The 24,201-nt window shown below is 61.2% G+C and carries 22 protein-coding genes; 13 read left to right on the top strand and 9 right to left on the bottom strand.

The window, feature by feature from the left end; genetic code table 11:
• Positions 1-24: 24 nt before the first annotated feature.
• Positions 25-1,203 carry a trypsin-like peptidase domain-containing protein gene (locus C936_RS0113630; RefSeq protein WP_018173897.1) on the bottom strand — a complete coding sequence of 393 codons (1,179 nt, stop codon included), beginning with the start codon at positions 1,201-1,203 and terminating at the stop codon, positions 25-27.
• A 1,060-nt stretch (positions 1,204-2,263) separates the two neighbouring features.
• Between C936_RS0113630 and C936_RS0113625 the strand changes: the two genes are divergently transcribed.
• Positions 2,264-2,863 (top strand): hypothetical protein, encoded by a 600-nt coding sequence (locus C936_RS0113625; protein WP_018649553.1) that lies wholly within the window; start codon positions 2,264-2,266, stop codon positions 2,861-2,863.
• Positions 2,864-2,959: 96 nt separating this feature from the next.
• Here C936_RS0113625 and ubiG read toward each other — a convergent pair whose 3' ends face one another.
• The 3 genes from ubiG to C936_RS0113610 form a co-directional block, all read right to left on the bottom strand.
• On the bottom strand, positions 2,960-3,718 hold the full coding sequence (ubiG, locus tag C936_RS0113620) for a bifunctional 2-polyprenyl-6-hydroxyphenol methylase/3-demethylubiquinol 3-O-methyltransferase UbiG (protein ID WP_018173895.1): 759 nt from the start codon (positions 3,716-3,718) through the stop codon (positions 2,960-2,962).
• Between the two features lie 392 nt (positions 3,719-4,110).
• Positions 4,111-4,464 (bottom strand): hypothetical protein, encoded by a 354-nt coding sequence (locus C936_RS0113615; RefSeq protein WP_018173894.1) that lies wholly within the window; start codon positions 4,462-4,464, stop codon positions 4,111-4,113.
• A gap of 606 nt (positions 4,465-5,070) precedes the next feature.
• Positions 5,071-7,362 carry an EAL domain-containing protein gene (locus C936_RS0113610; protein WP_018139716.1) on the bottom strand — a complete coding sequence of 764 codons (2,292 nt, stop codon included), beginning with the start codon at positions 7,360-7,362 and terminating at the stop codon, positions 5,071-5,073.
• A gap of 453 nt (positions 7,363-7,815) precedes the next feature.
• Here C936_RS0113610 and C936_RS0113605 point away from each other — a divergent pair, with 453 nt between their 5' ends.
• Both C936_RS0113605 and C936_RS0113600 read left to right on the top strand, forming a co-directional pair.
• Positions 7,816-8,097 carry a type II toxin-antitoxin system RelE/ParE family toxin gene (locus tag C936_RS0113605; protein WP_018173893.1) on the top strand — a complete coding sequence of 94 codons (282 nt, stop codon included), beginning with the start codon at positions 7,816-7,818 and terminating at the stop codon, positions 8,095-8,097.
• Between the two features lie 12 nt (positions 8,098-8,109).
• Positions 8,110-8,424 (top strand): HigA family addiction module antitoxin, encoded by a 315-nt coding sequence (locus tag C936_RS0113600; protein ID WP_018173892.1) that lies wholly within the window; start codon positions 8,110-8,112, stop codon positions 8,422-8,424.
• Positions 8,425-8,681: 257 nt separating this feature from the next.
• Here C936_RS0113600 and C936_RS0113595 read toward each other — a convergent pair whose 3' ends face one another.
• Positions 8,682-9,632, bottom strand: a complete 951-nt coding sequence (locus C936_RS0113595) for a PDC sensor domain-containing protein (protein WP_018173891.1) — start codon at positions 9,630-9,632, stop codon at positions 8,682-8,684.
• Between the two features lie 484 nt (positions 9,633-10,116).
• Here C936_RS0113595 and C936_RS0113585 point away from each other — a divergent pair, with 484 nt between their 5' ends.
• Positions 10,117-10,620, top strand: a complete 504-nt coding sequence (locus C936_RS0113585) for a hypothetical protein (RefSeq protein ID WP_018173889.1) — start codon at positions 10,117-10,119, stop codon at positions 10,618-10,620.
• Positions 10,621-10,641: 21 nt separating this feature from the next.
• Here the strand turns inward: C936_RS0113585 and C936_RS0113580 are convergent, their stop codons facing one another.
• The gene (locus C936_RS0113580) at positions 10,642-10,932 is read right to left on the bottom strand and encodes a nucleotidyltransferase family protein (protein WP_026278846.1); all 291 of its coding nucleotides are present in this window, start codon (positions 10,930-10,932) and stop codon (positions 10,642-10,644) included.
• Between the two features lie 137 nt (positions 10,933-11,069).
• Positions 11,070-11,717, bottom strand: coding sequence for a transcriptional repressor LexA (gene lexA, locus C936_RS0113575; RefSeq protein ID WP_018173887.1), 648 nt, complete (start codon positions 11,715-11,717; stop codon positions 11,070-11,072).
• Between the two features lie 105 nt (positions 11,718-11,822).
• Between lexA and C936_RS0113570 the strand changes: the two genes are divergently transcribed.
• Both C936_RS0113570 and C936_RS0113565 read left to right on the top strand, forming a co-directional pair.
• Positions 11,823-14,258, top strand: coding sequence for a DEAD/DEAH box helicase (locus C936_RS0113570; protein ID WP_018173886.1), 2,436 nt, complete (start codon positions 11,823-11,825; stop codon positions 14,256-14,258).
• Entirely contained in the window at positions 14,245-15,489 is a 1,245-nt protein-coding gene (locus C936_RS0113565; protein WP_018173885.1) for a ribonuclease H-like domain-containing protein, read from the top strand. The genes C936_RS0113570 and C936_RS0113565 overlap by 14 nt, the downstream gene beginning before the upstream one ends.
• Positions 15,490-15,532: 43 nt before the next feature.
• Here C936_RS0113565 and C936_RS14385 read toward each other — a convergent pair whose 3' ends face one another.
• Positions 15,533-15,910: a 4a-hydroxytetrahydrobiopterin dehydratase gene (locus C936_RS14385; RefSeq protein ID WP_038038899.1), complete on the bottom strand. Its 378-nt coding sequence runs from the start codon at positions 15,908-15,910 to the stop codon at positions 15,533-15,535.
• Positions 15,911-15,983: 73 nt separating this feature from the next.
• Between C936_RS14385 and C936_RS15225 the strand changes: the two genes are divergently transcribed.
• A complete protein-coding gene (locus C936_RS15225) occupies positions 15,984-16,841 on the top strand; it encodes a dihydrofolate reductase family protein (protein WP_081616875.1) in 858 nt (285 codons plus the stop codon).
• 5 nt (positions 16,842-16,846) lie between these two features.
• Here C936_RS15225 and folB read toward each other — a convergent pair whose 3' ends face one another.
• The gene (gene folB, locus C936_RS15220; protein ID WP_081616876.1) at positions 16,847-17,206 is read right to left on the bottom strand and encodes a dihydroneopterin aldolase; all 360 of its coding nucleotides are present in this window, start codon (positions 17,204-17,206) and stop codon (positions 16,847-16,849) included.
• A 568-nt stretch (positions 17,207-17,774) separates the two neighbouring features.
• Between folB and C936_RS0113555 the strand changes: the two genes are divergently transcribed.
• The 6 genes from C936_RS0113555 to C936_RS14380 all read left to right on the top strand — a co-directional run.
• On the top strand, positions 17,775-19,196 hold the full coding sequence (locus tag C936_RS0113555; RefSeq protein ID WP_304412303.1) for a selenium-binding protein SBP56-related protein: 1,422 nt from the start codon (positions 17,775-17,777) through the stop codon (positions 19,194-19,196).
• A 200-nt stretch (positions 19,197-19,396) separates the two neighbouring features.
• Positions 19,397-21,205 (top strand): cytochrome c peroxidase, encoded by a 1,809-nt coding sequence (locus C936_RS0113550; RefSeq protein ID WP_231363229.1) that lies wholly within the window; start codon positions 19,397-19,399, stop codon positions 21,203-21,205.
• Between the two features lie 54 nt (positions 21,206-21,259).
• Positions 21,260-22,597 (top strand): cytochrome-c peroxidase, encoded by a 1,338-nt coding sequence (locus C936_RS0113540; RefSeq protein WP_231362957.1) that lies wholly within the window; start codon positions 21,260-21,262, stop codon positions 22,595-22,597.
• Positions 22,598-22,600: 3 nt separating this feature from the next.
• Complete coding sequence (locus tag C936_RS0113535; RefSeq protein WP_018173879.1) at positions 22,601-23,113, top strand: TlpA disulfide reductase family protein; 513 nt, start codon at positions 22,601-22,603, stop codon at positions 23,111-23,113.
• 472 nt (positions 23,114-23,585) lie between these two features.
• Complete coding sequence (locus C936_RS0113530; protein WP_018173878.1) at positions 23,586-23,900, top strand: c-type cytochrome; 315 nt, start codon at positions 23,586-23,588, stop codon at positions 23,898-23,900.
• A 14-nt stretch (positions 23,901-23,914) separates the two neighbouring features.
• Positions 23,915-24,201 (top strand): FAD-dependent oxidoreductase (locus C936_RS14380; RefSeq protein ID WP_038044202.1); only part of this gene is annotated, 287 nt, incomplete at its 3' end.

Here is a 24,201-nt window from a genome sequence, read left to right as displayed (position 1 = left end):
GTGCGGCGGTTCCCGCCTTCGGGCTCAATCCTCGCCCAGGGGAACGATCTCCAGTGCGACCTCCACCTCGCGCTCAGTGCCGTCGCGCCATACCCGCAGCGTCACCACGTCGCCCTCCTCGCGCCCCAGAATCACGCGCTGGATGTCGATCGGCCGCGTCACGCGCTGTCCGTCGATATGGGTGATCACGTCGATATCCACCGGGAACGCGCGCCCGTTTACCAGCACCACGTTCTCCGGCCGCCGGATGCCGGCGCGTTCGGCCGGCCCGTCGGCCGAGGTGTCGGTCACCACCACGCCATGCTCTGGCAGCCCCAGCTCCGCGCGCAGGCCGCGCGGGTAATCCACCACCCGCAGCGCCACCTCCATGCCCATGCGCGGGCGTTCCGGCAGCTGCGCCGCCGCGGCCGCCAGGCCGGAAAAACCGCCCGCGCGCAGCTCCGCCATCGCCTCGGCGACCAGGTTGCTCGGCACCGCCAGACCGATGCCCGCGAAGGTTCCGGCCGGCGCCAGGATGGCATTGTTGACCCCCACCGCCTCGCCACTGGAATCGAGCAGCGGCCCGCCGGAATTGCCGGGGTTGATCGCAGCATCGGTCTGGATGTACGGGATCTCGATCCCCACCAGCCCCGGACGCTCGCGCTCCAGCGCCGACACGATCCCGGCGGTGACCGTCGAATGCAGGCCGAACGGATTGCCGATCGCGATCGCCTTCTGGCCGACCTGCAACCGGTCGGAATCGCCCAGCGGGATCGGGCCGGGGTCGGGCGCCGCCGCCGGGTCCACTAGCTCCAGTAGCGCCAGATCCACGTCCGGGTTGGCACCGACCACCCGCACATCGTGCTCCACCTCCGGCGTCCCGAGGAACGACACCGTTAGCGTCGCCCCTGGTGCCAGATCGATGCGGTCCTCCTTCGCCTCGCCAACCGTGGCCGCGATCACGTGGAAGTTGGTGATGATCTGGCCCTCGTCGTTTACCACGAAGCCACTGCCACCGATCACCTCGGTCATCTCGTCGGGGCCCGCGTCGTCCTCTTCTGCTGTTCTCGACACCCGCACCGAAACTACGCTCGGCCCCGCCTCGCGCGCCACCGCGATCGTGTTTCGCTCGTCATCCAGGCCTTCCGTCGGCTGGCTGATGGCACAGCCTGCGGCCGATACGACTGCCAGCAGAACAAGCACCAACCCGGCCCCATGCAGCATCCGATATGGCCCCGCCATGATGTTCCTCTCTTTTCGCCAGCATCCCCGGGTGCGCTCGGCACCGAACCCATGTCCCTTCGATCATAGACCGCGCTCCGCAGCCGACATAGGGCGCAAGCACAGCCATGCCAAAACGGGGCACTGCGGCGTACGGCGATGGTGGATTCCCGGACGTGCCAAAAGGTGGATGTCCCGTTAGTCTTCCCCGATGTCCCGTTAGTCTTCCCCAGCGAAACGGCGATACCGCGTCGAAGCGCTTGCATTTGGAGCGATACACGAACGGGACTGTCGATCCTGACGGTAGATAACCTGGAGCTCCAATGCAGCCGGAAAGGCAGCGTGGAGCCGGAGGAGGGTGGGTTGCCGCATTCTCACGTCGCCGAGGCTGGGGCCTACCCACTGTAGGAGGCGAGCCCTCTCGCCGATCGGGCATGTCCAGCGCCCCATCGCCCAGAGGGCTGGGCTCCTACGAGAGAAGGGGGCGTGTGCGGCATCTGGCACGCTGGTTCGCCGCCGAGGCTGGGGCCTACCCACTGTAGGAGGCGAGCCCTCTCGCCGATCGGGCATGTCCAGGGCCCTATCGCCCAGAGGGCTGGGCTCCTACGAGAGAAGGGGCGTGTGCGGCATCTGGCACGCCGGTTCGTCGCCGAGGCTGGGGCCTACCCACTGTAGGAGGCGAGCCCCCTCGCCGATCGGGCATGTCCAGCGCCCTATCGCCCAGAGGGCTGGGCTCCTACGAGCGAAAGCGGCTGTGGCGGCGGGTGAACAATATGGGTGTCCTTTATCTTGCTTCACCTTCAGAAAAGTACATCTGTGCCCGTCCTCGTCGCTGCTTGACCCATTGGCTGTTATTTCGCAGGCTCGATGTCCATGTCTCGCGCGGTCGGACCGCAAGGAACTGCGTGGGCTTTCAGTCGTGGGGGGTGCTGGCCCGGGTTCGAGCGGAGTGTAGAGCAGGCGCCGTTCGCGAATGCTTTTGTGCAAGGGTCTCACGGGCGCTCGCTGCTCGGGATATCGCCCGGCCGAGCGACCAACCGCGTGACGCCCGCCAGGACAGTGCATGACAGAGATGATCTCGCGTAAAGAGGAGGTAACAATGAAGCACTCTTTTGGCTTCGCACTAGTCGCAACGATCTCGTTGATCTCCGGCTCGGCGGCTGCGGAAGATGTCGTGGTGGTCGATCAATCGATTCTGAAGCAAGACGTCCTGGCGGCTCAGGACGCTTGGTGCGAGGCGCTTGTCGATATCAGTTCCACCTATGCGGAAAGCGGGCATGAAGCCGCCAAGGCGCTCGCCGCAGACATCATCGACGAAGCATATGCCTACCAGATGGGCACGGTTCTCTTCAAACCCACGCTGGCGCAGAAACCGGACACGTTCCGCATGACCCGGGAAGGTGCATTGTCGTACTTCGTGGGGGGCGATTCCTCTTTTCCTGACGACTCCGGGTTTGCTCTCGAGGCCTGGAAGGAGTGCGAACCACAGAATGCCGGAATCTTCATCGATGGCAAGAGCGCGATCACGATGGGGAAGGTGCATTTCACGGACCAGGATGGAGAGGTTACAACCGTCGACAAGACCTGGGGTTTTGTGCGCGATGACGCCGGTGCATTGCGCATCAATCTGCATCACTCGTCGCTGGAGTATCAGCCGGATTAAGGGACTACTGGCCTGATGGAAAAGTGGGTGTCCTCTTTCATGATCGTGTAACCCGGATGAGGGATCGGCGGAATCGGCATACAGCGAACCCGTCCTTCAGGCTTCGGGCTTCCGTGCCAGCAACATGTAGTTGACGCTCATGGAGCGCGACAGCCACATCCGGCGGGAAAGCGGATTCACCTTGACTCCCGTCTGCGCCACGGGCTCCAGGCCGTCCCGCGCGAGCAGCGCCCTCGTTTCCCGCGGTGTGACAAAGCGCTTCCACTGATGGGTGCCCCGGGGCAGGATGCGGAACAGGTACTCGGCACCGACAATCGCCACCACGAACGAGACCGGATTGCGATTGATCGTGGCCACGAAGGTGTGGCCGCCGGCGCGCAGCATGCGGTTGACGCTCGCCATGAACGCGGGCAGGTCCGCCACATGCTCCACCACCTCCATGTTCAGGATCACGTCGAAGGTCTCGCCTCGTGCCGCGAGGGCTTCCGCGGTGTTCACTTCGTACTCGATATCCAGGCCCTGCTCCGCGGCATGAAGCCGAGCCGCGGCGATGTTCCGGTCGACGACGTCCACGCCCAGTACATTCGCGCCCAGGCGGGCCATGGCCTCGCTCAGCAGCCCGCCGCCACAGCCAATATCGAGGATGCGCAGGCCGTCCAGGGGGCGCTCGGCCTCCGCGTCCCGCCCGAGCGAGTGGCAGAGTTGGTCGCGGATGTAGTCACTGCGCAGGCCGTTCAGCACGTGCAGGGGCCAGAGTCTTCCATCCGGTTCCCACCACATCTCGGCCAGGGCGCGGTAGCGTTCCACCTCGGCGGGATCAACGGTTCGGTCGTGTTCCACATTCGGAGAAGTCATGGGCTGGGTCGCTCGCCATCGGCACAAAGGTCTCTATCCGACCACACGCTGCCAGTTTCGATCGCAGCGGCGGGCGCACCGAACGATCATGTACCCCTGATCACTCGCCATAGGCCTGAGCGATTCTGGGCCCGGTAGGCGCCTGCAAGCAGGCTCCCTCAGGATGCTTTTGGTGTCCCGGGGCGACCGGCAACCGCGCAGCGGTAAACGGCCCTTGGAAACAGGCGAGGTGACGTCAGAGAGTCCGGCTCTCCGCGGTCGTATTGGCCGGTTACCGGGGTCCAACCCTGTCATTGATCAGCACAACGGTCGGAACTTGCTGTGCCGTCGGGTCAACCAACGAGTTGAGGAAATCGCCATGGTCACCTAAAACACGGGTTAGGTGCGATCGCTCAACAGGTTGTCCAGCAGGAGAAAGCGTCATGAGTTGCCAGGAACATCCGAATCACGATCATGAACACGGACCCGGCTGCGGACACACCGCGGTGGAGCACAATGGACACGTGGATTACCTGCATGATGGCCATCTCCACCACCCGCATGGCGACCATGTTGACGAGCATGTCATCGAGGTGAGCGAAACGAACCCCGATCACTGCACCCCGGACCATCAGTGCCAAGGTCACGACCCGAATCACGTGCACGGTCCCGGCTGCGGCCACGAGCCCGTTCCGCACGGGGACCACGTCGACTACCTGGTAGACGGCCACCTGCATCACCCCCATGGTGACCACTGCGACGACCACGGACCCCTCAAGGTCGTCGCATCGGGGACCTGACTCGCGCCATCCGGGCCACCTTCGCGATGCGGCACCGCGTCGCCGTGCATGCGTTTGACCTTACCTTGGTCCGGCCCCGTCATGCCCGCGATATTCCGTCATTGCGAGGTCTCGCAGAGACCGCGGCAATCTGCCGGACCGTTCCGAGAGGTAGCTGTTCGCTCGGTACCGTAGGTGGCCCTTGTGACCGACCGCAATGATCGACGAGCCAAGGCACAAGGTCAGATCCTGGTTTTCGTCCCCGTGTGGCCGGAACAGAGCCCCTCGGAATCCGAGCCCCCCTTTGCGCCAAAGTTGGCCGGGCAGGGCAACAGGCAAGGTCTGACCCCGTGTCCGCGCCGGTTCGTCGCCGAGGCTGGGGCCTGCCCACAGTAGGAGGCGAGCCCTCTCGCCGATCGGGTGTGTCCGGCTCACCATCGCCCAGAGGGCTGGGCTCCTACAAGAAAAACAAGAAAAAGGGCTGGGGCGGTGTGCGCGCAAGATGGGCGACCTCTTCCGCTAACGCGGCGGTCTGCTCAATCTGAAGGCAGACCCCGGGCCCTCCTGCGACTGAAGACACCACCGCACCGTGCGCTAGAACTCGATGTCGTAGCGCAGCTCTTCGTCCGGCTGACGCAGGAAGTTGCCCTGCACCAGGTCGATCTGCGATTGCCACAGCAGGGCCAGGCCGTCCACATCCTCCACATAGGCCGCCATGGTGCGTGCGCCGCTGGCCCGGGCGATGTTCAGCAGCGGCTCCAGGCGCGCGAGCTTGTCGGCGGCATCGTGCAGCCCGTGGGTCAGTGGACGCGCGACCTTCACGTAGTCGGGCTGCAGGCTGCGCAGTAGCTGCGCCGGCTGTTCGCTGGAGAGTCCGAAGTGCTCCACGGCCACTCCGACATGGATATCGCGCAGTGTCCCAATGACCCGTTCGGCCTGCTGTAGGTCCGCCACGATGTCTTCCTCCGCCAGCTGCAGTACCAGCGCTCGGGCTGGCAAGGCCGCCTGGGCGAGGATGCGCCCGAGCCAACCTGCCAGGTCCTTGTCGCGCAGCGACCCGCGCGACAGTTTGACGAAGAACACCGAGTCCGGATGGGTGCGCAGTCGTGCGCCCAGGATGTCCACTGCGTTGGCCAGCACCCAGCGGTCCAGCGCCCGGTCGAGGTCCAGGTGTCCGGCCATGTTGACGAACGGGCCGGGTAATTGGGTGTGGCCTTCCGGATCGCGAATCCGGAGCAGCACTTCGTAGCGCTCCGTGTTGTCGGAGCCGGCGATGTTGGCGATCGGCTGATACACCAGAAAAAGGCGGTGCTCGTGAATCGCCCGAGTGATCACCTGGCGCCAGTGCTGCTGCTGGGCGGCACCGCACTCCGGCGTGATCAGCGCCGGGTCCAGCTGGATACGGTTTCCGCCCTCCCGGCGGGCCTGCGCACAAAGCGCCAGAGACTGGTCCACTGCATCTGCCGCGGGTATGTCGGCCAGTGCCGTGATCCCGATGCTCAGGCCCGGGTACGGCGCGTGGCTCGGGGCACCATGCGGCGCCGGGACCTTCGCATAAAGGGCATCGCCCCAGCCTGACAGGGCTTCCGCGTCGGCTCGGTTCAGCAGCACGAGGGTCGCGTTCTCGCTGAATCGGGTGATGCGCTCGCCCGCGGCCAGGCCTGACGCGATTCGCCCCAGCAGGCGACGCTGAAGCAGCGAGAAACCGGCCACTCCCTGTTCCCGGATCAGACTTGAGGCCTCGTCCCATTCGACGCAGGCGAGGGCGACGATTCCGGGCTGAGTGGCCAGCCCCGCTCGCCAGTGGTCCAGCAGGGGCGCCAGGTCGCCGGAGCGCAGGGTGGCGGGGGCCCGCCCGGCCCGACGACGTCGGCGGCAGAGGCGCGCCTCGGCGCGGACACGCGCGGGCGCCGCCTCCGGCGATATGTGCGCAAGCCGAGGGCCCGGCTCGGCTCCAGGGCCTTCTGGTGGCGTCAGCAGAACGCGCGGGATGTCGAACAGCGATGGGTCCTGATCAAGGGAGCGGGATAGGGCCGCGGCCTGACCGGGCGTGATGTCCACGTCGATCACAATGGCCTCGGGCAGGCTCTCCAGGGCTTGGCCCGGCACATCGTCCTCCGGCAAGAGACGCTGGATGTCGAGTGCCGGGGCCTCCTGCAGGGCGCGGGTCGGGGAGACCGACTGCCCGGTGGTGACCAGCATGATCCGCAGCGGATCCCATGGGCTGGAGTCGACCAGGCCCTCCAGTGTCGCGGCGATCTCGGAGGGAATCGTGGGCATCGACAGGACCGCGTCCCAGTCATCGATCGTGGTTGGCTGTTCCCCGACCTGGGAAGCTTGCAGGATCAGGATATTGGGCAACGCTGCATCGTCATCCGGTGTTGGCGGGCCCGGCGGCGCCGCCAGGACGACGCGTGCATGAGGCGTCGCTGTCGATTCGGCATGCACCGCCTCCTGCAGGCTGGCGAAGGCGTCCACCCGAAAGCCACAGGCCACCAGTTGCAGTGCCAGTTCGTCGCGTTCCGCGCCGGCCGGCCCGAGCAACTGGACCCGCAGTCGGTCGGGAACCGGAGTCGGCATACTGTCGGGCTCCGGAGCCGCCGGGAGCCCCTCCGACGCGGCGAGATCGTCCGGAAGCGTCCCCTGCAGGCGCAGGATCAGGGCGCCAATGGTCTCCTGCTCGTTGGAGTTGGGAGGCAGCGGGCTTTGCAGATGCTGGGCCACACGCTCGTCAATGCGCCGTGCGGTGTTCAGCGCTTCCTTCAGCGCCGTCCCGGCCAGCCCTCCGGCGATCACCCGGGTCAGCGCGCGGATCTCCCCCAGGTCCACATGGCGGCAGCCACGCTGCCGGATCATGTACCACCGGTCGGCCAGGTCGGCGACCATCCGTGGCAGGCCCCGGACAAACTCCCGGCTGGTGGTGTTATCGGATGGAGTTGGAGAGGACTTCGCCTGCGGGGTGCTGCCGGAAACATCGGCCATGTGATTCGAAGTCCTCTTGGAATGTGTCTTGTGAACTATAGACAACCCTTGCACGCATGGTTGAGTTTTTTGGTACTGCCTCGACCCATTAGCGGCCTGTGCCGGAATCCAGCCTCCAGCGAAACGGCGATACCGCCCCAAAGCGCTTGCGCCTGTGCGTCATCGAGGCTGGGGTTTACCCACTGTAGGAGGCGAGCCCTCTCGCCGAGCGGGCATGTCCAATGCCCCATCGCCCAGAGGGCTGGGCTCCTACGAGAGAAAGGGGCTGTGGCGGAATGTGAACAAGATGGGACTCCGCTTTCTCGCCGCGTTAGCTAGCAGATTGACACGTGTCACGTGATACGAGACATTGGTGCCATGATCAAGACGTTCGCGGATCGGCGTACGCAAGAGTTGTACGCGACAGGGAAGTCGAAGCGGATCCCGCCAGATGTTGCCAGAAGGGCGGTCCGCAAATTGGACTATCTCTCGGTAGCCGAGCAGCTTGATGACTTGCGGGTTCCTCCCGGCAATCGGCTGCACGCGCTGGAAGGAGATCGCAAGGGTCAGTATGCAATCTCCGTCAATGACCAGCGGCGGCTCTGCTTCCGGTTCGAGGATGGCGACGCCTTCGATGTCGAAATCACGGATTATCACTAGGAGGCAATAGTGATGAGCATCTCCAACACCACCGGCCTGAAGCGGCGGCCGACCCATCCGGGTGAAATGCTGCGCGAGGACTTTCTTCCGGATTTTGGCCTGAGCACCGCGGAGTTGGCCAAGGCGGCAGGCGTATCGCGCCAGTCCATCAACGAACTGCTGCGCGAACGTCGAGCTCTAAGTCCGGAGATGGCACTGCGGCTCGCACGGCTGTTCGGGACTACCCCGGAGTACTGGATGAATGCTCAACGTGCCGTGGACCTCTGGGACGCCGCCCAGGCCATTCAGGACGACATAAACCGCATCCACCCACTAGACGCCGCCTGACCCAGCGCCCCAAGGGGCATGTCCGTAGCCTGTAGCAACGGAATCACCCCACGCCCGTTCCCTGGTGAGGCTGGGTCCTACCACTGTAGGAGGCGAGCCCTCTCGCCGATCGGGCGTGTCCAGTTCCCCATCGCCCAGAGGGCTGGGCTCCTACGAGAGAAAGGGGCTGTGGCGGCATGTGAACAAGATGGGTGTCCACTTTGTCTTTCGGGCGTTATGGGGTCAATCCGAAGGTAGATTGCCCGGACGTCGGGGGATTACGGGCGTTCGTGCTCTTCTTCGGAGCCCAGCCAGAAGTCCAGGCGTTTGGCCAGAAACTCCTGCCCGCTCATGTAGTGGGACCCGTCACAGGAGAAGTTGAGGCCAACCATGCCGTTGAAGATATTGAGGGAGCCGGAGCGCAGGTAGATCGTGTCGTCCATGAAGCGCAGCTCACGGAAGGTACGGAACACCGCGGCTACCTGCTCCGTGGAGAGTAATGCCTCCTCGGGGTAGGCCCGCTGAGGATAGGCGAGACAGATCCCGGGATCCGTGAGGTCCTCGTAGTCCAGCAAGCGGTAGCGGAATGGGTCGTCGCGCAGCCACAAGGTGGCCCGGGAGCTGGAGAAATGCAGCTTGCCGTGGAATACGCCGTGGGCGGCCACCAGCTCGGTCAGGAGGTCCAGTACCTCGTCGATACGGGTGTCGAGCGGGCTGTCCACCCGATGCTGGTTGAACAGACCCCCGCGGATCGCTGGATCCCCCTTGAGCTGCATCCATTGGTCCGGCTGCTGATAGAGGTCGCGGGTCAGGGGCAGCTCCCGCAGGTCGAAGTCCGCCCCCAGGAACCCCAGCAATGTGCCATCGCTTTGGGTCAGCCGTTGCACGGCCGTCAGGGTAGGGCGGCGCCGGTTGCGGCTGATGTAGGCCGACGACATGGAAAACTCGGCACCGGCCAGGGCATCGGCCAGGTAGGGCCGGGTGCTGCGATCCCGTCCGGCCTGGTCTGGCAAGGGGCCTTCTGGGGATACGTTGGCGGTCACCTGGTGAGCGCGATGATCGAGCACATAGAGGTACTTGCAGGACGGCAGTGCGCCCAGAGCCACCGCGAGTCGCTGCTCCAGGGCCTCGCGATCACCCCATCTCTCGGCACAGGGGGTCACCAGCCGCGCCAGGGCGGTCGACAGTTGCCCCTGGAGCAGCAGTCGCTGCCGGGCCACCGCCGTCATTGTCGCTTCACTCATGGCCTTCGCTCGGAGGATACCGTTGGGAACACGCCCGCCAGGCGCGGAAGTCCCGCGAGGGTGCCGCAGGACCGGCGGTGGCGCAACAACCGACTCGATGCATCCTGTGGTCGGATAGCGCCAGGCCGTTGGGTGTGTCGCCATTACGGCCTTTCAGTGCCCTCCAGCAGAAGCTGGTTGGGCGCGGGTTCGCGGAAGAATTCGGCACGGAACTCGCGGCGCGCGCGGATGCGGTTCAGCGCCGCAGCCTACGGCTAATCAGCGCGCTCATGGGGCACCTGACGACCGAGATCACGATGAATCACTACGTTCATCGACTCAGCACTTGAATCGAGCGTCGGAGGACGACCCGAAGGTCGTTCGTTTTGTAGGACCATGGCAAGGGCCCACACTGGATGCCTTGAGGGCCTGGCTATCGGACCTTCCGGAGCACTTTCGCAGACCTCCCACAGGGCGCCATGAACGGATCATGTCTTCACCCCGGACTCAACAGGGACTGGGGTTATCGAGGGAAGCGGTCCAGCTACTCCTGGGTGTGAAGGGCGTCTGGAGCAAGGAAGAACGCGCGCGGCTCCTTCGGATCTTTCTGTCAGGCAAGCTAGCGACTGGTCCGTTCGACGTTGTCTTGCCGACCTTGCCCGCGCTCAATCTATGGGTGCGGTTCCTCCGAGAGACGCAGCTCGATGATGCCTTCGAATACATGCATTTCTCAGGTAAGGGTGAAGGCCGAGAAACGCCGATGGGGCAGTATCAATACTGGGCGCAGCGCGCACCGGTCACGCTCGAGTCTGGTGACGCCAATCCCGCGCCGTTCGCGGAGCATCTCCCCGAGAAACGCAGAGGCGTCGTGGTTGCCCGGCACCGACGAAGTGGCGAGGCTGCCCGGCACCGCTGGGTGTACGGGGTTTGTTGGGCTCTCGTTATGCTGAAGGCGAACGACGAGCATTCAGAACTGGCACTGCTGACGCCATAGCGCGTGCTCCGGCCCTTTCGCTCATATGGCTCGCGCTGTCTCGAGCACCTGAGATCTCCACTTTTCGGGGAGCGCGCCGGGGGTGACGACGTCGACTTCCACCCCGAGCAGTTCAGTCAATTCACCGCGGATTGCACCGATGTCCAGTAGAGAGGTCTCTTCAGTCGGATCGACGAGCAAATCCAGATCGCTTCCTGGTTTGTCGTCTCCACGGAGAACTGAACCAAAGACGCGAGCGTTCCTGGCGTGGTGCCGTTCGACGATCTGCTGGACCGCGGCGCGATGATGTCTGAGTGCGACTGATGGTCTCACGGCTCGATTACCTGTCAATCCTATGGCTCAGCTTAACTTTTGGAGTTCTGACAGCCGCTGGTGGATAAGCCGCTGTTTGGCGTATGCGCTTTCAGATTGGTCTCCCGACCCATTCATGCGGTTAGACGGGCACTCCATCACGGAGCGTATCGGCGTATCTGCCCGACGAGCACGCCCTGGATCTCGAGTGCTTCCGCGTCAACGGTCAGTGGGTTATACGCCGGATTCTCTGCATGAAGCAGGATGCCGTTCGGCGTCTGCTCGATCCGTTTAAGGGTGGCTTCCTCGCCATTGATTAGAGCGACCACGATCTCACCGTTGCGGGCGTGACTACGGGACTCGATCACGACCCAGTCGCCGTCCAGGATGCCGGCGTCCTGCATGGAGTCGCCCTTGACCTCGAGGACGTAACACTCACCCCGGCCGCGAAGGGCCGGAGGGACCTCGACGGCTTCCGGATGTGCCAATGCCTCAATCGGTTGTCCGGCGGCGATGCGTCCGAGAAGGGGCAGGGTGTCGGGACCCCAGGAACCCCTCGCGGGCGCTTCGTCTTCCGGCGGGAACGACGCTTCCAGGCCATCGGCCAGGCGGATCCCTCGATGGCGGCCACGGGCGGGCTTTACATAGCCGGCCGCTTCCAGGGCGCGGATGTGCTTGTGAAGGGATCCCCGTGAGCGCAGGCCCAAGGTCTCGGCCAGTTCATCCAGACTCGGCGCATGGCCCTCGGCGGCGAAGCGCTGCAGGGCTTCGAGCACGCGACGCTGGTGCGGGGTCACTGCCTCCATGGCATCCGTTCTCCAGGTTCGTGATCGCACAGGCAAGAGAACATTGTTCTCCCTTTGTTCTCCAAGCTATGATCGCCACTGTACGGCTCCCGCGAGAAGATTGCCATGACCGAACCGGCGCGCGTCCTCCCCGAAGATTCTGTCCCCGAGCTGAGCGCCGAACCCCAGGGTGGCGAGGCGGGTGCACGACGCCTGGTCGAGCGCATCAAGGAGCGCTACGCCAAGCGCATTACCGGCGAGCTGGTCCTCCCGGCACGGCCGGCCCAGTACGCGGATCTGCCCACCGATCTTGATCCGGCCATTGCCGGCGCTCTCCGATCGCGCGGCGTGGAACGCCTCTACAGCCACCAGCGCGCGGCCTGGGACCAGATCCGCGCTGGCCACCACACGGTAGTGGTTACGCCAACCGCGTCGGGGAAAACCCTATGCTACAACCTCCCGGTGCTGCAGGCAGCCCGCGCGCAGAAGGCCAAGGCGCTGTATCTGTTCCCGACCAAGGCGCTCTCGCAGGACCAGGTCGCGGAGCTCATGGAGCTCAATGAGGCCGGGGACCTGGGAGTCCGTGCCTACACGTTCGACGGCGATACCCCGGGGGATGCCCGAAAGGCGGTGCGCACCCGCGGCGACATCGTCGTTACCAACCCGGACATGCTTCACCAGGGCGTCCTGCCACACCACACCAAGTGGGCCCAGTTCTTCGAGAGCCTGCAGTACGTGGTGATCGACGAGACGCACACCTATCGCGGCGTGTTCGGTTCGCACGTAGCGAACGTGATGCGCCGGCTGCGCCGTATCTGTCGGTTCTACGGGGCGGACCCGGTCTTCATTATGAGCTCGGCCACCATTGCCAACCCGGAAGAACTGGCCTCGGGTCTGGTCGGCGAGCCGGTGACGGCGATCACCGAGAGCGGGGCACCGGTCGGGGAACGTCACCTGTTGCTGTGGAACCCTCCGGTGGTTAATGCGGACCTCGGCATCCGCGCCTCGGCCCGTTCCCAGGTCACGCGCATCGCGCGCATGGCCCTGCGGGGCAAGCTCACCACCATCATCTTTGCGCGCACGCGACTGATGGTCGAGGTGATCACCCGCTACATGAAGGATGTATTCGATAACGATCCGTGCAAGGCCACGCGCGTCGCGGCCTACCGCGGTGGTTACCTCCCGAACGAGCGCCGCCAGACCGAGAAGGCGCTGCGCAACGGCAACGTCGACTGCGTCATCGCTACCTCCGCACTGGAGCTGGGGGTGGATATCGGCAGCCTGGATGTCTGCCTGCTGACCGGGTACCCCGGGACCATTGCCAGCACCTGGCAGCGCCTGGGCCGGGCCGGCCGGCGCAACCGTCCTTCGCTGGGGGTGCTGGTCGCCAGTTCCGATCCGCTGGACCAGTACATCATCCGCAATCCGGAGTTTTTCCTCGGCCAGTCCCCGGAGCAGGCCCGCATCGCGCCGGATCAGCTCCTGATCCTGCTGGACCATGTGCGCTGCGCCGCCTTCGAGCTGCCCTTTCGCAAGGGCGAGACGTTCGGGGGCGAGGATCTGGAGTCGCTGCTGGCGTATCTCGAGGAGCAGGGCGTGCTGCACCGGGAGTCCGACACCTGGCACTGGACCGAAGACAGCTACCCGGCCCAGAGCGTCAGCCTCCGCTCAGTCGCTGAGGGCAACTTCGTGGTGGTGGACACCACCCAGGGTCAGCAGCAGATCATCGCCGAGGTGGACTTCTCCAGTGCGGCCGAGACGCTGTACGAAGGGGCGATCTATCTGGTCCAGGCCGTGCCCTACCAGGTCGAGCGGCTGGATTGGACCGGGCGCAAAGCGTTCGTCACGCGCACCCGCGCGGACTATTACACCGACGCGATCGACTACACGCGTCTGAAGATCCTGGATGACTTCGAGCGCTCACCCGCAGGGGAGGGTGAGGCCGCCCGCGGCGAGGTGCACATCGTCCGGCGCATCCCGGGGTACAAGAAGATCCGCTATTACACTCACGAGAACATCGGGTACGGCAACATCCATCTTCCGGACCAAGAGATGCACACCACGGCCGTTTGGTGGCAGATGGCACCGGATACGCTGGAGCAACGCTTTGCCTCGCGCCACGAGGCCCTGGACGGTTTTCTGGGCGCTGCGTATGCAATGCACCACGTGGCTTCGCTCGTCGTGATGGCCGAGCCGCAGGATCTGGGACGGGCGGTCGGTGATGGCGGTGCCCGGTGGTTCGCCACTGTGGGATCGAACGGCCGCGGCCAGCTCCGCACGCTGGATGGCGGCGAGTGCGATCCGGAGCAGGAAGGCCGGTTCCGGCCCGCCGTGTTCCTGTACGACCATTATCCGGGTGGTGTAGGTCTCTCCGCGCCCCTGTTCGATAGCCGTGAACGGGTGATCCGAGATGCACTGAGCCTCATCCGGCAGTGCGACTGCGCCCATGGCTGTCCGGGATGCATCGGCCCGATCCTCGCAAGCGACGAGGTCCGCGGGTTCTCCCCGAAACAGGCCGCCATCACGGTCCTCGAAGGCCTGGAATCCCATGGGTCTGCATGACCGCCTGAACACGCTGCGTCGCCAGGCCGGTAGCGAGCCACCGGCACCTGGCCGAGCGTCGACCGAGTCCTCTCCTTTCGCGCCCGGCAGCGGCAATGTGCTCGACGAGATCCGGGCGCGGCTGGATCGGATGGGCGTGGCCGGGACCGGGCGCACCCGAGCGAAGACCCCATCACGCCGGAAGGCGGTGTCACCTGAGGCGCTGGCGAACCGACTGGGAGGAGAACGACTCGCCGAGCATGTGATCGAGATCGACCGGGTGATCCCCGATGACCACGCGCATGGACGGTATGCACTCTCGATGGCGCGCGCTTCGGCGAGTCCGTTCTGGAGCCCAGCTCCGCGGGTAGGCTTCATCGACACCGAGACCACGGGCCTTGCCGGAGGTGCCGGGACCGTCGCGTTTCTGGTCGGCCTGGCCACGCTGGAGGGCGGACGGGTCCGGTTGCGCCAGTGGCTGATGACCGCGTTTGCGGGAGAGGGCGCGTTATTGGCCGCGGTCGACGCCGCCCTGGACGAATGCGATCACCTGGTCAGCTACAACGGCAAGACCTTCGACCTGCCGCTGCTGCGTGATCGCCGCCGCATGCAGCGCCGTCCGGATGTGCCGGAGACTGCACACACCGATTTCCTGCACCCGGTGCGCAGCCTGTTCGGGCACGCCTGGCCCGACTGTCGGCTGCGCACGGTCGAGGAACGTTTGCTGGCGCTGGATCGCCAGGACGACCTGCCCGGGTCGGAGGCCCCGTGGGCCTGGAAGGCCTATCTCGCCTCCGGCCGCAGCGATGAGCTGGAGCGCGTGATTCAACACAACACCGACGACATCCTCTCCCTGACCCTACTGGGCCCCGTGCTGGCTCGGGTACTGGAGGATCCACTGTCCCATAAGGGCTCGATCGAAGGGGCCGCACGACTCGTGGAGCGACTGGATGGGAAAGACGCCGCCCGCCGGATCCTTGAAGTGGGCGAGGAAAGCCTGTCGCCACGGGGAAAGCTCTGGCTGGCACGGGAGTGGCGTCGTACGCAGCGTTTTGATCGCGCAGTGCCGATCTGGGAAGCGTTGGCCGAAGAGGGCCACCAGGAGGCCCTGGAGGCCCTGGCGAAGTATCACGAGCACCAGCGAGGAGACTGGGATCGGGCGTTACACTACGCCGAACAGCTTCCGCGCGCACCAGAGGCCCAAGTCCGTCTAAAGAGACTACGTGAGCGGGTGCGAGCCGATAATCGTTAAGTCAGAGCGCGCGCTGATGCCGAAGAAAGTCGCCTGACCCAGCTTAATCGTACTTGATGTAGCGAAAACGCGAATCGTCGGGCGTCCCCTCTAGTGCACCGTTAGGATCCGGCTGCCAGTGCACCATCTCCTCAATCTTGCGCGCCAGCTCGAAATCCTTGTCTGTCACGCCCTTAGCGGCGTGGTTCATGAGCTTCACGATGACGAATGCATAAGAAGCGCTAATGTCCGGGTGATGCCACGCGGCTTCGGCAACATGGCCGACTGCCCCGATAACCATTAGGGTTCCCTTCCAGCCATTCGTTCGATATTTCCGACGAATCCACCCATCTTTATAGTACCAGTGAGGTAATTCCTCCTGAAGCCTGGCATTTATCTCATCCACGCTATAGGTCGTATCATCTCGGCGATCCTTACTCATTTCATATCTCCAGCTATTGCCTATAATACTGGTAACCGTTGCGACGACTACGTAAAATCTTGGCCTTTATACGATGATTAATACAGAACTTCTTCAGCTATATCCTGCTCCGTCCCAAATGCGTTCAGTCTTAGGCCTCTACTTGGGGCATCGATTGCACCTCCTTGGGACAAACGAAAAGCCTTTCGTGTATGGGAACTTTATCGCGAGCATGGACGGGCGTGTTGCTTTAGGTCGCGATGAGGCGGACTCGTACATACCCGAAGCAATGGGTTCAGCCGAAGATATATACCTGTTGCAAGAGCTAGAAGCACAGTCGGACTGCATAATCGTGCACGGCGCCTACCTGCGGGCTCTCGCCGCCGGACGACTGGGCAATATCCTTAAGGTTGGAATCGATCCGGATACCCGGCACCTGCTTGATTGGCGCGTTCACCGTGGCCTTAAAGAACAGCCCGATATCGTAATCGTAAGTTCCTCATTGGATTTTCCAACTCCTCAAAAATCGGAAACAAGTGACCAGCGGGTTATTGTCGCAACTGGCAAGAGGGCCAATTCTGATCGTGTAAAATCACTTCGATCACAAGGCTTCGATGTATGGGCCGAAGATGAAGGTCGTTGGGTCGATGGAGCGCCCCTTGTTAAGCGGCTAGGGTCCGCCGGCTATCGGAGTATATATTTGTTGGCGGGGCCCAGGGTGCTAGCCTCGATGGTTTATTCCGATGTTCTGTCCCGGCTTTACTTGACGGCTAGTCATTGTCTCTTGGGTGGATCAGAATTCCATACCATGTTCCGAGGGCCGACTTTGCCGGGCTTGCGTCGGTTCCGACTAGAGTCGCTTTTCTACCAACTGCCGACAGAAGTGGCGCCAGGCCAATTCTTCACGTGTTTCTCGAGGGAACATCTCGCTGCCAATCGCAAGCCCAATTAGGCTCATTAACGCTCCCAATGGTCGACCAATTCGACATATTCGCAGGTTTCCGGGATAGGAGGGTGTAGTTTTCGTAGGTGAACCTCGAGTGACATTATGTCTGGAAATCGTGCCATCAACGATTCGCCGATTCGGTCCAGCAGCGTTTCGATTAGATGTACCGATTCCCCTTCCATGATCTCTCTTACGGTTGCGACTGCGGGCGCATAGTCCAGGGTGTCGGACAGGCGGTCAGTTTTTGCTGCCTTTCGCAGATCGGTTTGGCATATTAGGTCGATGGAAAAAGTGTTCCCGACCTCCCGCTCGAAATCGAGATTCCCATGTCGCCTTCTGAAACGGATATCTTTCACTGAAAGTATTCCCATATTCGGCCCCTCAAAGCTCTGTTATATTGCGGCGCAAGCGTCTTGCCTTTAGTTGTGCGTTCGCAATCCTACTGATGAATCGCCTGGATCGGCTCGCTTTGCACTGATTCCAGGTCAATCCTCCTATTTAAGTGTCCTTTAGGTCTTCATTATCGAGGTGGGTATTGGGCCTACGCTTTCCTCTGAGTCTTGGCGATCCCATCACATGGTAGGTCCGGTGTATTGGGCCTGTGCGTTGGAGAGATGATCAGGAGTACCTCTGGGTGTTCCGCTGATCACTGGATTGGGCTCGCCACACATTCGCTTATGATGTAATCATGGAGAGGGATCCAGAGACAAGCGTTATAGAGGTCGGGTCGTAATTCCTCCTCACCGAATAGGTATTACTACGCCCGTACGTATTTCTACGGCTGTTTTATGTGCAGATTGCTGTACTAGGTTGGAGATGAATTGCCGAGCTAGCAACGGCTTGGGGCTATGCGTCATTGGCGGCGCCCGGTGGCGCGATTCAAGGAGGGTGGCAGAGCACGCGCTCGACGCCACCTGCGACAAGAAGAGGTGAGGAGTGATGAAGAAAGGTTACACGAAACTGCGAACGATGATGACCCCGGTAGCTGCAGCAGTGATGCTCGGCTTTGGGCTTGGAGGAGCGGGAGTCGCCTCGGCGGATGAGACCTGTGTGTCGCCGTACTCGCCCAAGATCACCGGGCATGAAGAGTACGCATACGTCTGGACGCTCGGTGAAAACGGCGTAGGCGATGAACAGGACAAGCTGGTAACCGTTGATGTCGATCCCAATTCCGACACCTACGGAGAAGTCATCAACTATGTGTCGGTTGGTGGTCAGAACGAGGCACACCATTCTGGCTATACCGATGATCGCCGCTATCTGTGGGCGGGTGGTCTGGACTCGAATAAGATCTTCATCTTTGACGTGCACACGGACCCATCCAATCCGAAGCTGGTCAAGACGATTGACGACTTTGTGGAACAAACCGGCGGTGTCGTTGGGCCGCACAGCTTTTTCGCACTGCCAGGCCGGATGATTATCAGTGCGCTCTCGAACGACCGCGATCACGGTGGCCGAACGGCTCTGGTCGAATACACCAACGAGGGCGAGTTTGTCGAAACCTACTGGATGCCCACGGACGAAAACCTCCAGGGTGCGGAGAAAACGGGCGACTTTGCCGACGGCTATGGCTATGACGTTCGGTTCCTGCCTGCAGCAAATGCGATGATCACGTCTTCGTTCACTGGCTGGACGAATTACATGATGGACTTCGGGCAGATGCTCGAGGACCCGGAAGCCATGCAGCGGTTCGGGAATACCGCCGTCGTGTGGGATTTGCACGAACGGCAAGCGAAGCGCGTCCTTGACGTCCCCGGTGCGCCCCTGGAAATCCGGTGTGCGTGGGGTGCCAACTATTGCTTCGTTACGACGGCGCTAACGTCGAAGATCTACGTGATCTATGACGATGTGGAAGAAGGGTGGTCCGCCAAAGAGGTCGGTACCATTGGTAATCCGGAAGACGTTCCGCTTCCAGTCGCCTTCTCAATTTCCTCCGATGACCGCTACCTCTGGATCAACACCTTTATGGATGGCAAGACCCGGCTCTTCGATGTTTCGGATCCGTTCAATGCGAAGCTGGTGAAAGAGCGGAAGATCGGCGCACAGGTCAACATGGTTTCCCAGAGCTGGGATGGCGACCGAGTGTATTTCAGCACTTCGCTCCTGTCGAACTGGGACAAGAAAGGAGACCAGGACGAACAGTTCTTCCGCAAGTACCATTTCGACAAGAGTAACTACGAGCTGACTGAAGCGTGGACTATTGATTTCTACGAAGAAAATCTTGGTCGGGCGCATTTGATCACGTTCAACTCTGCGAGCTTGTTTGAGGGCGGCCTTGCAAAGAGCGGCGATTCGGAGAAGATGAAGGACACAGTCTTTGACGAATTGATCCTCTCCGCCAAGGAGACCTCTGAAAGGTAGGAGACATGGAGACCTCCGTGTTTGGGGAATTGGAGCCAAGGCCATGGAATAGACTCTGATTCTCCTGCTTGGGGTCATTGGTATCGGCCCGTTGGGCCGATACCCTTTCTCCTAGATTTTCCTTCGGAGTATTTATGTGCATCCGACATCTCTCTATTAGTCGACTGATCTCTTTCCCGCGTAGTGTCTTGCTTTTGTTAATGACCATTGCACTGGTACCTAATACGCTGTGGGCCCAAGACGGTCATGATCTCGGCCGACACACCGACGGCACTGCCGCTCAATCTTCTGAAGACGTACTTCTTGCTCCCGGATATGGTTCGTTGGGGTTTAAGCTTCCGGAGCCAGGAACTTACCGGTTGCCACCAATCAAGAATGCACCTTCCGGAGATGTTTTGCTTGAAACTGGGGACTCTGCCGAATTAAAAGATCTGTTCGACGATCAATACGTCCTGTTGAGCTTTGTGTACACGTCGTGCGATGACGTGAATGGTTGCCCCCTGGCGACATTTGTCATGCAACAGATTCATCAAAAGATTCGGAATGACAGTGACTTGGACGGTGACGTCCGTCTCTTGACATTGTCGTTCGATCCCAATAACGACTCGCCTGACGTGATGGCCTCGTACCGGAGGGCTTTCACGCAGGAGACAGCGAGCTGGAAATTCCTGACGACCGAGTCCGAAGACGCGCTGGACCCAATCCTTTCGGATTACGGTCAAGCGGTGAATCGGATGCATGACAAGGAAGGGAATTTCACTGGCCATTTTGCACACGTGCTGCGTGTGTATCTGATTGATCGAGATCAACGTATAAGGAACATCTACAGCGTCGATTTTCTGCACCCCGAGTTGTTGTTGACCGATGTTCGCACGCTGATGCTGGAACAAGCAGGGAAGTCCTCCGTCCGAAAGGACGATGATGACCCAGATCACACGCTAACGGATGAGGCGTGGGGTGAGTTGCTTCTCGGTAGGGTAGAAGAGGCCCCGCTGGGTCTTCCATCGCTCTCGGCCGCAAAGAAGGACGCCTTGAGTGCCGATCGTGCAAACCTCGGGCGCGAACTGTTCCGAAACCCGGTTCTATCGTCCAACAATACTTTGGCGTGTGCGTCCTGCCACAAGCCACAAGAAGGATTTTCTCAGAACGCCGTGAGTCGTGCGGTGGGCATTGGCGGACAAAGTCTGCGCAGAAACTCGAGTTCGCTTTTTAATGTCGCCTATCAGGATCGCCTGTACTGGGATGGTAGGGAATTCTCTCTAGACACCTTGGTTTGGGGAAAGCTGCTTGACCAGCCCTTCCTCGGTAATCGTTCGATGGGCCAGGTCTTGCAGCGTCTGCGCTCCAACGAGGACCTGGAGGCAAAGTTCGAGCAGGTGTTTGACGGAGAGGGTGCGACTGTTTCTAACGTCGCGGCGGCGCTGTCGGCGTACATGACCACGATCGTCTCCGGCGACTCACGGTTCGACCGGTGGTATTTCGGGGGGGAGTCGGATGCTCTGAATGAGGAGGAAGAGCTGGGTTTCAGAGTGTTTCGCGATCGAGCCAACTGTGCTGCATGCCATACGGTCAATGAAGACTATGCGCTGTTCACGGATAACTCCCTGCATAACACGGGGATTGGGTACGAACATTCGATGGGGCTTCGGCCCAAACGTCGGCAGATCGAGGTCGCAGGCCAAACAATTAACATCAACGAAGAAGCGCTGACAGGTACGGAACAACGCGCATATAACGATCTTGGTCTGTATGAGGTGACATTGAACCCGGCGGATCGCTGGAAGTTCCGTACGCCGTCCCTAAGAAACGTGGAGCTGACAGCGCCGTACATGCACGATGGCTCTATTGGCAGCCTGGAAGGAGTCGTTGCTTACTATGACCGCGGAGGCGTCCCCCACAGGTATCAGTCAGCACTGATACAACCCTTGGGTCTCAGCACAGAGGAGAAGGCGGCCCTGGTAGCTTTTCTCAAGACCTTGACGGGTGACAACGCCGATATTAAACGATGATAACCGCCACGCTTAAGGTAGAAAGGTGCAGGGATGAACGGTTGGAAGGCTAATATGAAAACTGGACTCTGGATCCTAGCTGGCATCGGGTCGGCATTGTTACTGTCCTTTATGGCGAGCGCGGATTATGCGGAGGATACCGATTCTTCTGCTGATTCGGGTGAAAATATTTTCGATCGCCCAGGCGATGACCGAAGAGGATATGACAGGCCGGATTTTCAGACCCGATCACTCGCCTTGGAGTCACGTATCGGTGTTCCGGCAGATCTTGTCGGCCGGGCAAAGCAAGGCATGCTGGGCCTACCTCCACTGGAAATTCCAGAGTCCAATCCGTTGACTGAAGAGCGAGTTGCACTAGGCCGAAAGGTTTTCTTTGATCGCAGGCTCTCTTTGAATAGAACCCAGTCATGTGCGATGTGCCACATTGCCGAGCAGGGCTTCACCAATAATGAGACGAGAACAGCTGTTGGAATAATGGGCAGATCCGTTGGTCGCAATGCCCCGACTCTGTATAACGTTGGATTCTTTGATGAGCTTTTCCACGATTCGAGAGAAGAGTCGCTTGAGCAGCTGGCCTGGCAACCGATGCTGGACAAGAATGAAATGGCAAACCCGTCGATCGGCTACGTCTTGCAGACGATCGAGTCGCTGCCGGATTATGACGGGCGTTTCGAAGCGGCGTTTGATGGGCGAGGGCCGGATATCGATACGGTTCCCAAGGCTCTTGCCGCCTATCAGCGGACACTGATATCGGGGAATTCTCCCTTCGACCGCTGGTACTTCGGTGATGAAGAAGATGCGATCACTGAGAGTCAAATCCGGGGCTTTGAGATCTTCTCGGGTCGGGGGCAATGTATTGCATGTCATACGGTTAAGGAAGATTACGCCTTGTTCACTGATCAGAAACTGCACAACACGGGTGTGGGAGTAGAACGTTCAAGGCGGTCGGGGTCGTCTGAGGGGTCTCGAGTGTTGATTGCACCTGGCGTCTATATGAACATTTCGGAGGAGACGATTAGAACGGTTGGAAGCCGGCTTGCTCCAGATCTTGGGCGCTACAGGATCACGGAAGACCCTGATGATCGATGGCATTTCAAGACGCCGAGCCTCCGGAATGTGTCGCTCACAGCGCCGTATATGCACGATGGATCATTGGATTCACTTGAAGCGGTCGTCGAATTCTATAACGACGGTGGTATAGAAAATCCTTTACAGGATGAGCGGATTCAGCCATTGGGTCTGACTGAGCAAGAACGGGAAGATTTGGTCGCCTTCCTGCGGTCCCTTACCGGCGAGTATAGAGAGCTGGTGTCCGACGCATTCGCCGCTCCAGTAGGGAACGTAGGGGTGGAGAGACGTATTGTACCTCTGGAGCCTGGGGAGGGCTTGTAATCGATGAGACGTTTCATTGTAGTGTTTAATAGCGTTGTTTTTCTTTTGGTGATGCTGTTCTTTGGGAACGCCAATGCGGACCAGGCTATGGATCCTGTACCCGGGGAACCGATGGCGCCGGATTTCGTGTTGCCGGCTGTGCAGGGTGGCGAACACCGGTTGGGTGATTATCGGGACCGCGTCGTTCTGGTCTATTTCTGGGCAACATGGTGCGCGCCGTGTCGGTTGGAGATGCCCGCCAAGGAAAAGCTGTACCAGGAGTTCGGTTCGGATAAGCTCCAGATTCTGGCGGTTCATGCGGGTCCAGGTGGTGAGGCAATGGACGAGTTTCTTGAAGATGTGCCGGTTTCGTTTCCCGTGGTAGAGGATGCAAGCCTCAATCTTGGAGAATGGGGAATCAAAGCATTGCCAACTACCATACTGGTCGACACCACGGGCCAAAGGAAGTTTATTGCGATCGGGCCGCGAAAGTGGGATTCGCCTGAGATGATTGAGTTTATCCGAGAGCGCCTGTAAGGAGAGGCTGAAAGGGCAGAGTCGCGGTCGGAATAAGCGTTAGGGCAATCTCAGTGTCTTGATAGGTGCCATGCCTTGGATCGCGGTATTGTCGGGCCATTGGGAGTCAAGGATGGCGGCGGACCGGTGTGAATTTAAAAAGGGGCGCTGGCAGTTGGTTTTGGGACAGGGAGCACGGGTGATCGTGCAATGGTATCCCCTGGCGGGATGGTCTACGAATTTTGGCGTAGTAATGAGGTGTGGGTTACCGGGCCTGAGATGAGCAGCGGGAGCACCGAAGAGTGAACGTATTCCCGTGATCAGCGAACGGCGCGTCGCAGGAAGGGGAGTAGGCGAACCGGTCGAGCGACGGGGCGGCCCTAACAGGAAGACGGCATGTGGCCTGAGGTGATTACCGGGGCCAAGGAAGATGGCAGGCTGCAACGCTGCCGACATTAACGCGATTCACACGAAGTGAAGAGGAGTTTGTTCAATGAAGATGCGCATGTACATCGCGGGGCTTGCGGCCTCGCTGCTGATGGCTGCCGCGGTGCCCGGCACCGTTCTGGCGGAGAACGACGAAGTGACGCGCGGGCAGCTGATGGCGGCCTCGTGCAAGGCGTGTCACAACGCCGCGGGCGCCGAAAAGGGCGTGCCGGATCTCGCCCGCCTGTCGCCGGAGGTAATCGGCAGTCAGATGCGGGCATTCCGCGATGGCGATCGTGACGCGACGATCATGGATCGTCACGCCAAGGGTTACACCGACGAAGAAATCGACGCCATGGCGTCGTACTTCGCCCGATTCTGAACAGGGGGTCCATCATGCAACAGTTCAATCGACGCCGCTTCTTGCAGGCGTTCGGCATTACGAGTCTGGCTTCCGTCACAGGGGTCAGTGGCGCGATCGCCGGTGGTTATTCCAATGGCGCACGTATCGTCGTGGTCGGCGGCGGTTCGGGTGGGGCTACGGCCGCCAAGTACCTGAAGACGTTTTCTCCGGGGCTGGACGTGACACTGATCGAGCCCAACTCGACCTACCACACCTGTTACGGCAGCAACTGGGTGATCGGCGGCTTCGAGGACATGGATAACATTGCCCAGACCTACGA

This window comes from Thioalkalivibrio sp. ALJ4 (assembly GCF_000377225.1).
In the GTDB taxonomy this organism is placed as follows: domain Bacteria; phylum Pseudomonadota; class Gammaproteobacteria; order Ectothiorhodospirales; family Ectothiorhodospiraceae; genus Thioalkalivibrio.
This window is presented reverse-complemented; position numbering and strand designations above follow the sequence as displayed.

What these genes read in the sequence shown, in the direction of transcription:
- C936_RS0113625 (WP_018649553.1), top strand. Translation starts at nt 2,264, where the DNA reads ATGACAGAGATGATCTCGCGTAAAGAGGAGGTAACAATGAAGCACTCT.
- C936_RS0113570 (WP_018173886.1), top strand. Translation starts at nt 11,823, where the DNA reads ATGACCGAACCGGCGCGCGTCCTCCCCGAAGATTCTGTCCCCGAGCTG.
- C936_RS0113550 (WP_231363229.1), top strand. Translation starts at nt 19,397, where the DNA reads ATGACCATTGCACTGGTACCTAATACGCTGTGGGCCCAAGACGGTCAT.
- C936_RS0113535 (WP_018173879.1), top strand. Translation starts at nt 22,601, where the DNA reads ATGAGACGTTTCATTGTAGTGTTTAATAGCGTTGTTTTTCTTTTGGTG.
- C936_RS15225 (WP_081616875.1), top strand. Translation starts at nt 15,984, where the DNA reads ATGATTAATACAGAACTTCTTCAGCTATATCCTGCTCCGTCCCAAATG.
- C936_RS0113565 (WP_018173885.1), top strand. Translation starts at nt 14,245, where the DNA reads ATGGGTCTGCATGACCGCCTGAACACGCTGCGTCGCCAGGCCGGTAGC.
- folB (WP_081616876.1), bottom strand. Translation starts at nt 17,206, where the DNA reads ATGGGAATACTTTCAGTGAAAGATATCCGTTTCAGAAGGCGACATGGG.
- C936_RS14385 (WP_038038899.1), bottom strand. Translation starts at nt 15,910, where the DNA reads ATGAGTAAGGATCGCCGAGATGATACGACCTATAGCGTGGATGAGATA.
- lexA (WP_018173887.1), bottom strand. Translation starts at nt 11,717, where the DNA reads ATGGAGGCAGTGACCCCGCACCAGCGTCGCGTGCTCGAAGCCCTGCAG.
- C936_RS0113540 (WP_231362957.1), top strand. Translation starts at nt 21,260, where the DNA reads ATGAAAACTGGACTCTGGATCCTAGCTGGCATCGGGTCGGCATTGTTA.
- C936_RS0113555 (WP_304412303.1), top strand. Translation starts at nt 17,775, where the DNA reads ATGAAGAAAGGTTACACGAAACTGCGAACGATGATGACCCCGGTAGCT.
- C936_RS0113595 (WP_018173891.1), bottom strand. Translation starts at nt 9,632, where the DNA reads ATGACGGCGGTGGCCCGGCAGCGACTGCTGCTCCAGGGGCAACTGTCG.
- C936_RS0113630 (WP_018173897.1), bottom strand. Translation starts at nt 1,203, where the DNA reads ATGCTGCATGGGGCCGGGTTGGTGCTTGTTCTGCTGGCAGTCGTATCG.
- C936_RS0113600 (WP_018173892.1), top strand. Translation starts at nt 8,110, where the DNA reads ATGAGCATCTCCAACACCACCGGCCTGAAGCGGCGGCCGACCCATCCG.
- C936_RS0113605 (WP_018173893.1), top strand. Translation starts at nt 7,816, where the DNA reads ATGATCAAGACGTTCGCGGATCGGCGTACGCAAGAGTTGTACGCGACA.
- ubiG (WP_018173895.1), bottom strand. Translation starts at nt 3,718, where the DNA reads ATGACTTCTCCGAATGTGGAACACGACCGAACCGTTGATCCCGCCGAG.
- C936_RS0113610 (WP_018139716.1), bottom strand. Translation starts at nt 7,362, where the DNA reads ATGGTCGCCGACCTGGCCGACCGGTGGTACATGATCCGGCAGCGTGGC.
- C936_RS0113585 (WP_018173889.1), top strand. Translation starts at nt 10,117, where the DNA reads ATGTCTTCACCCCGGACTCAACAGGGACTGGGGTTATCGAGGGAAGCG.
- C936_RS0113530 (WP_018173878.1), top strand. Translation starts at nt 23,586, where the DNA reads ATGAAGATGCGCATGTACATCGCGGGGCTTGCGGCCTCGCTGCTGATG.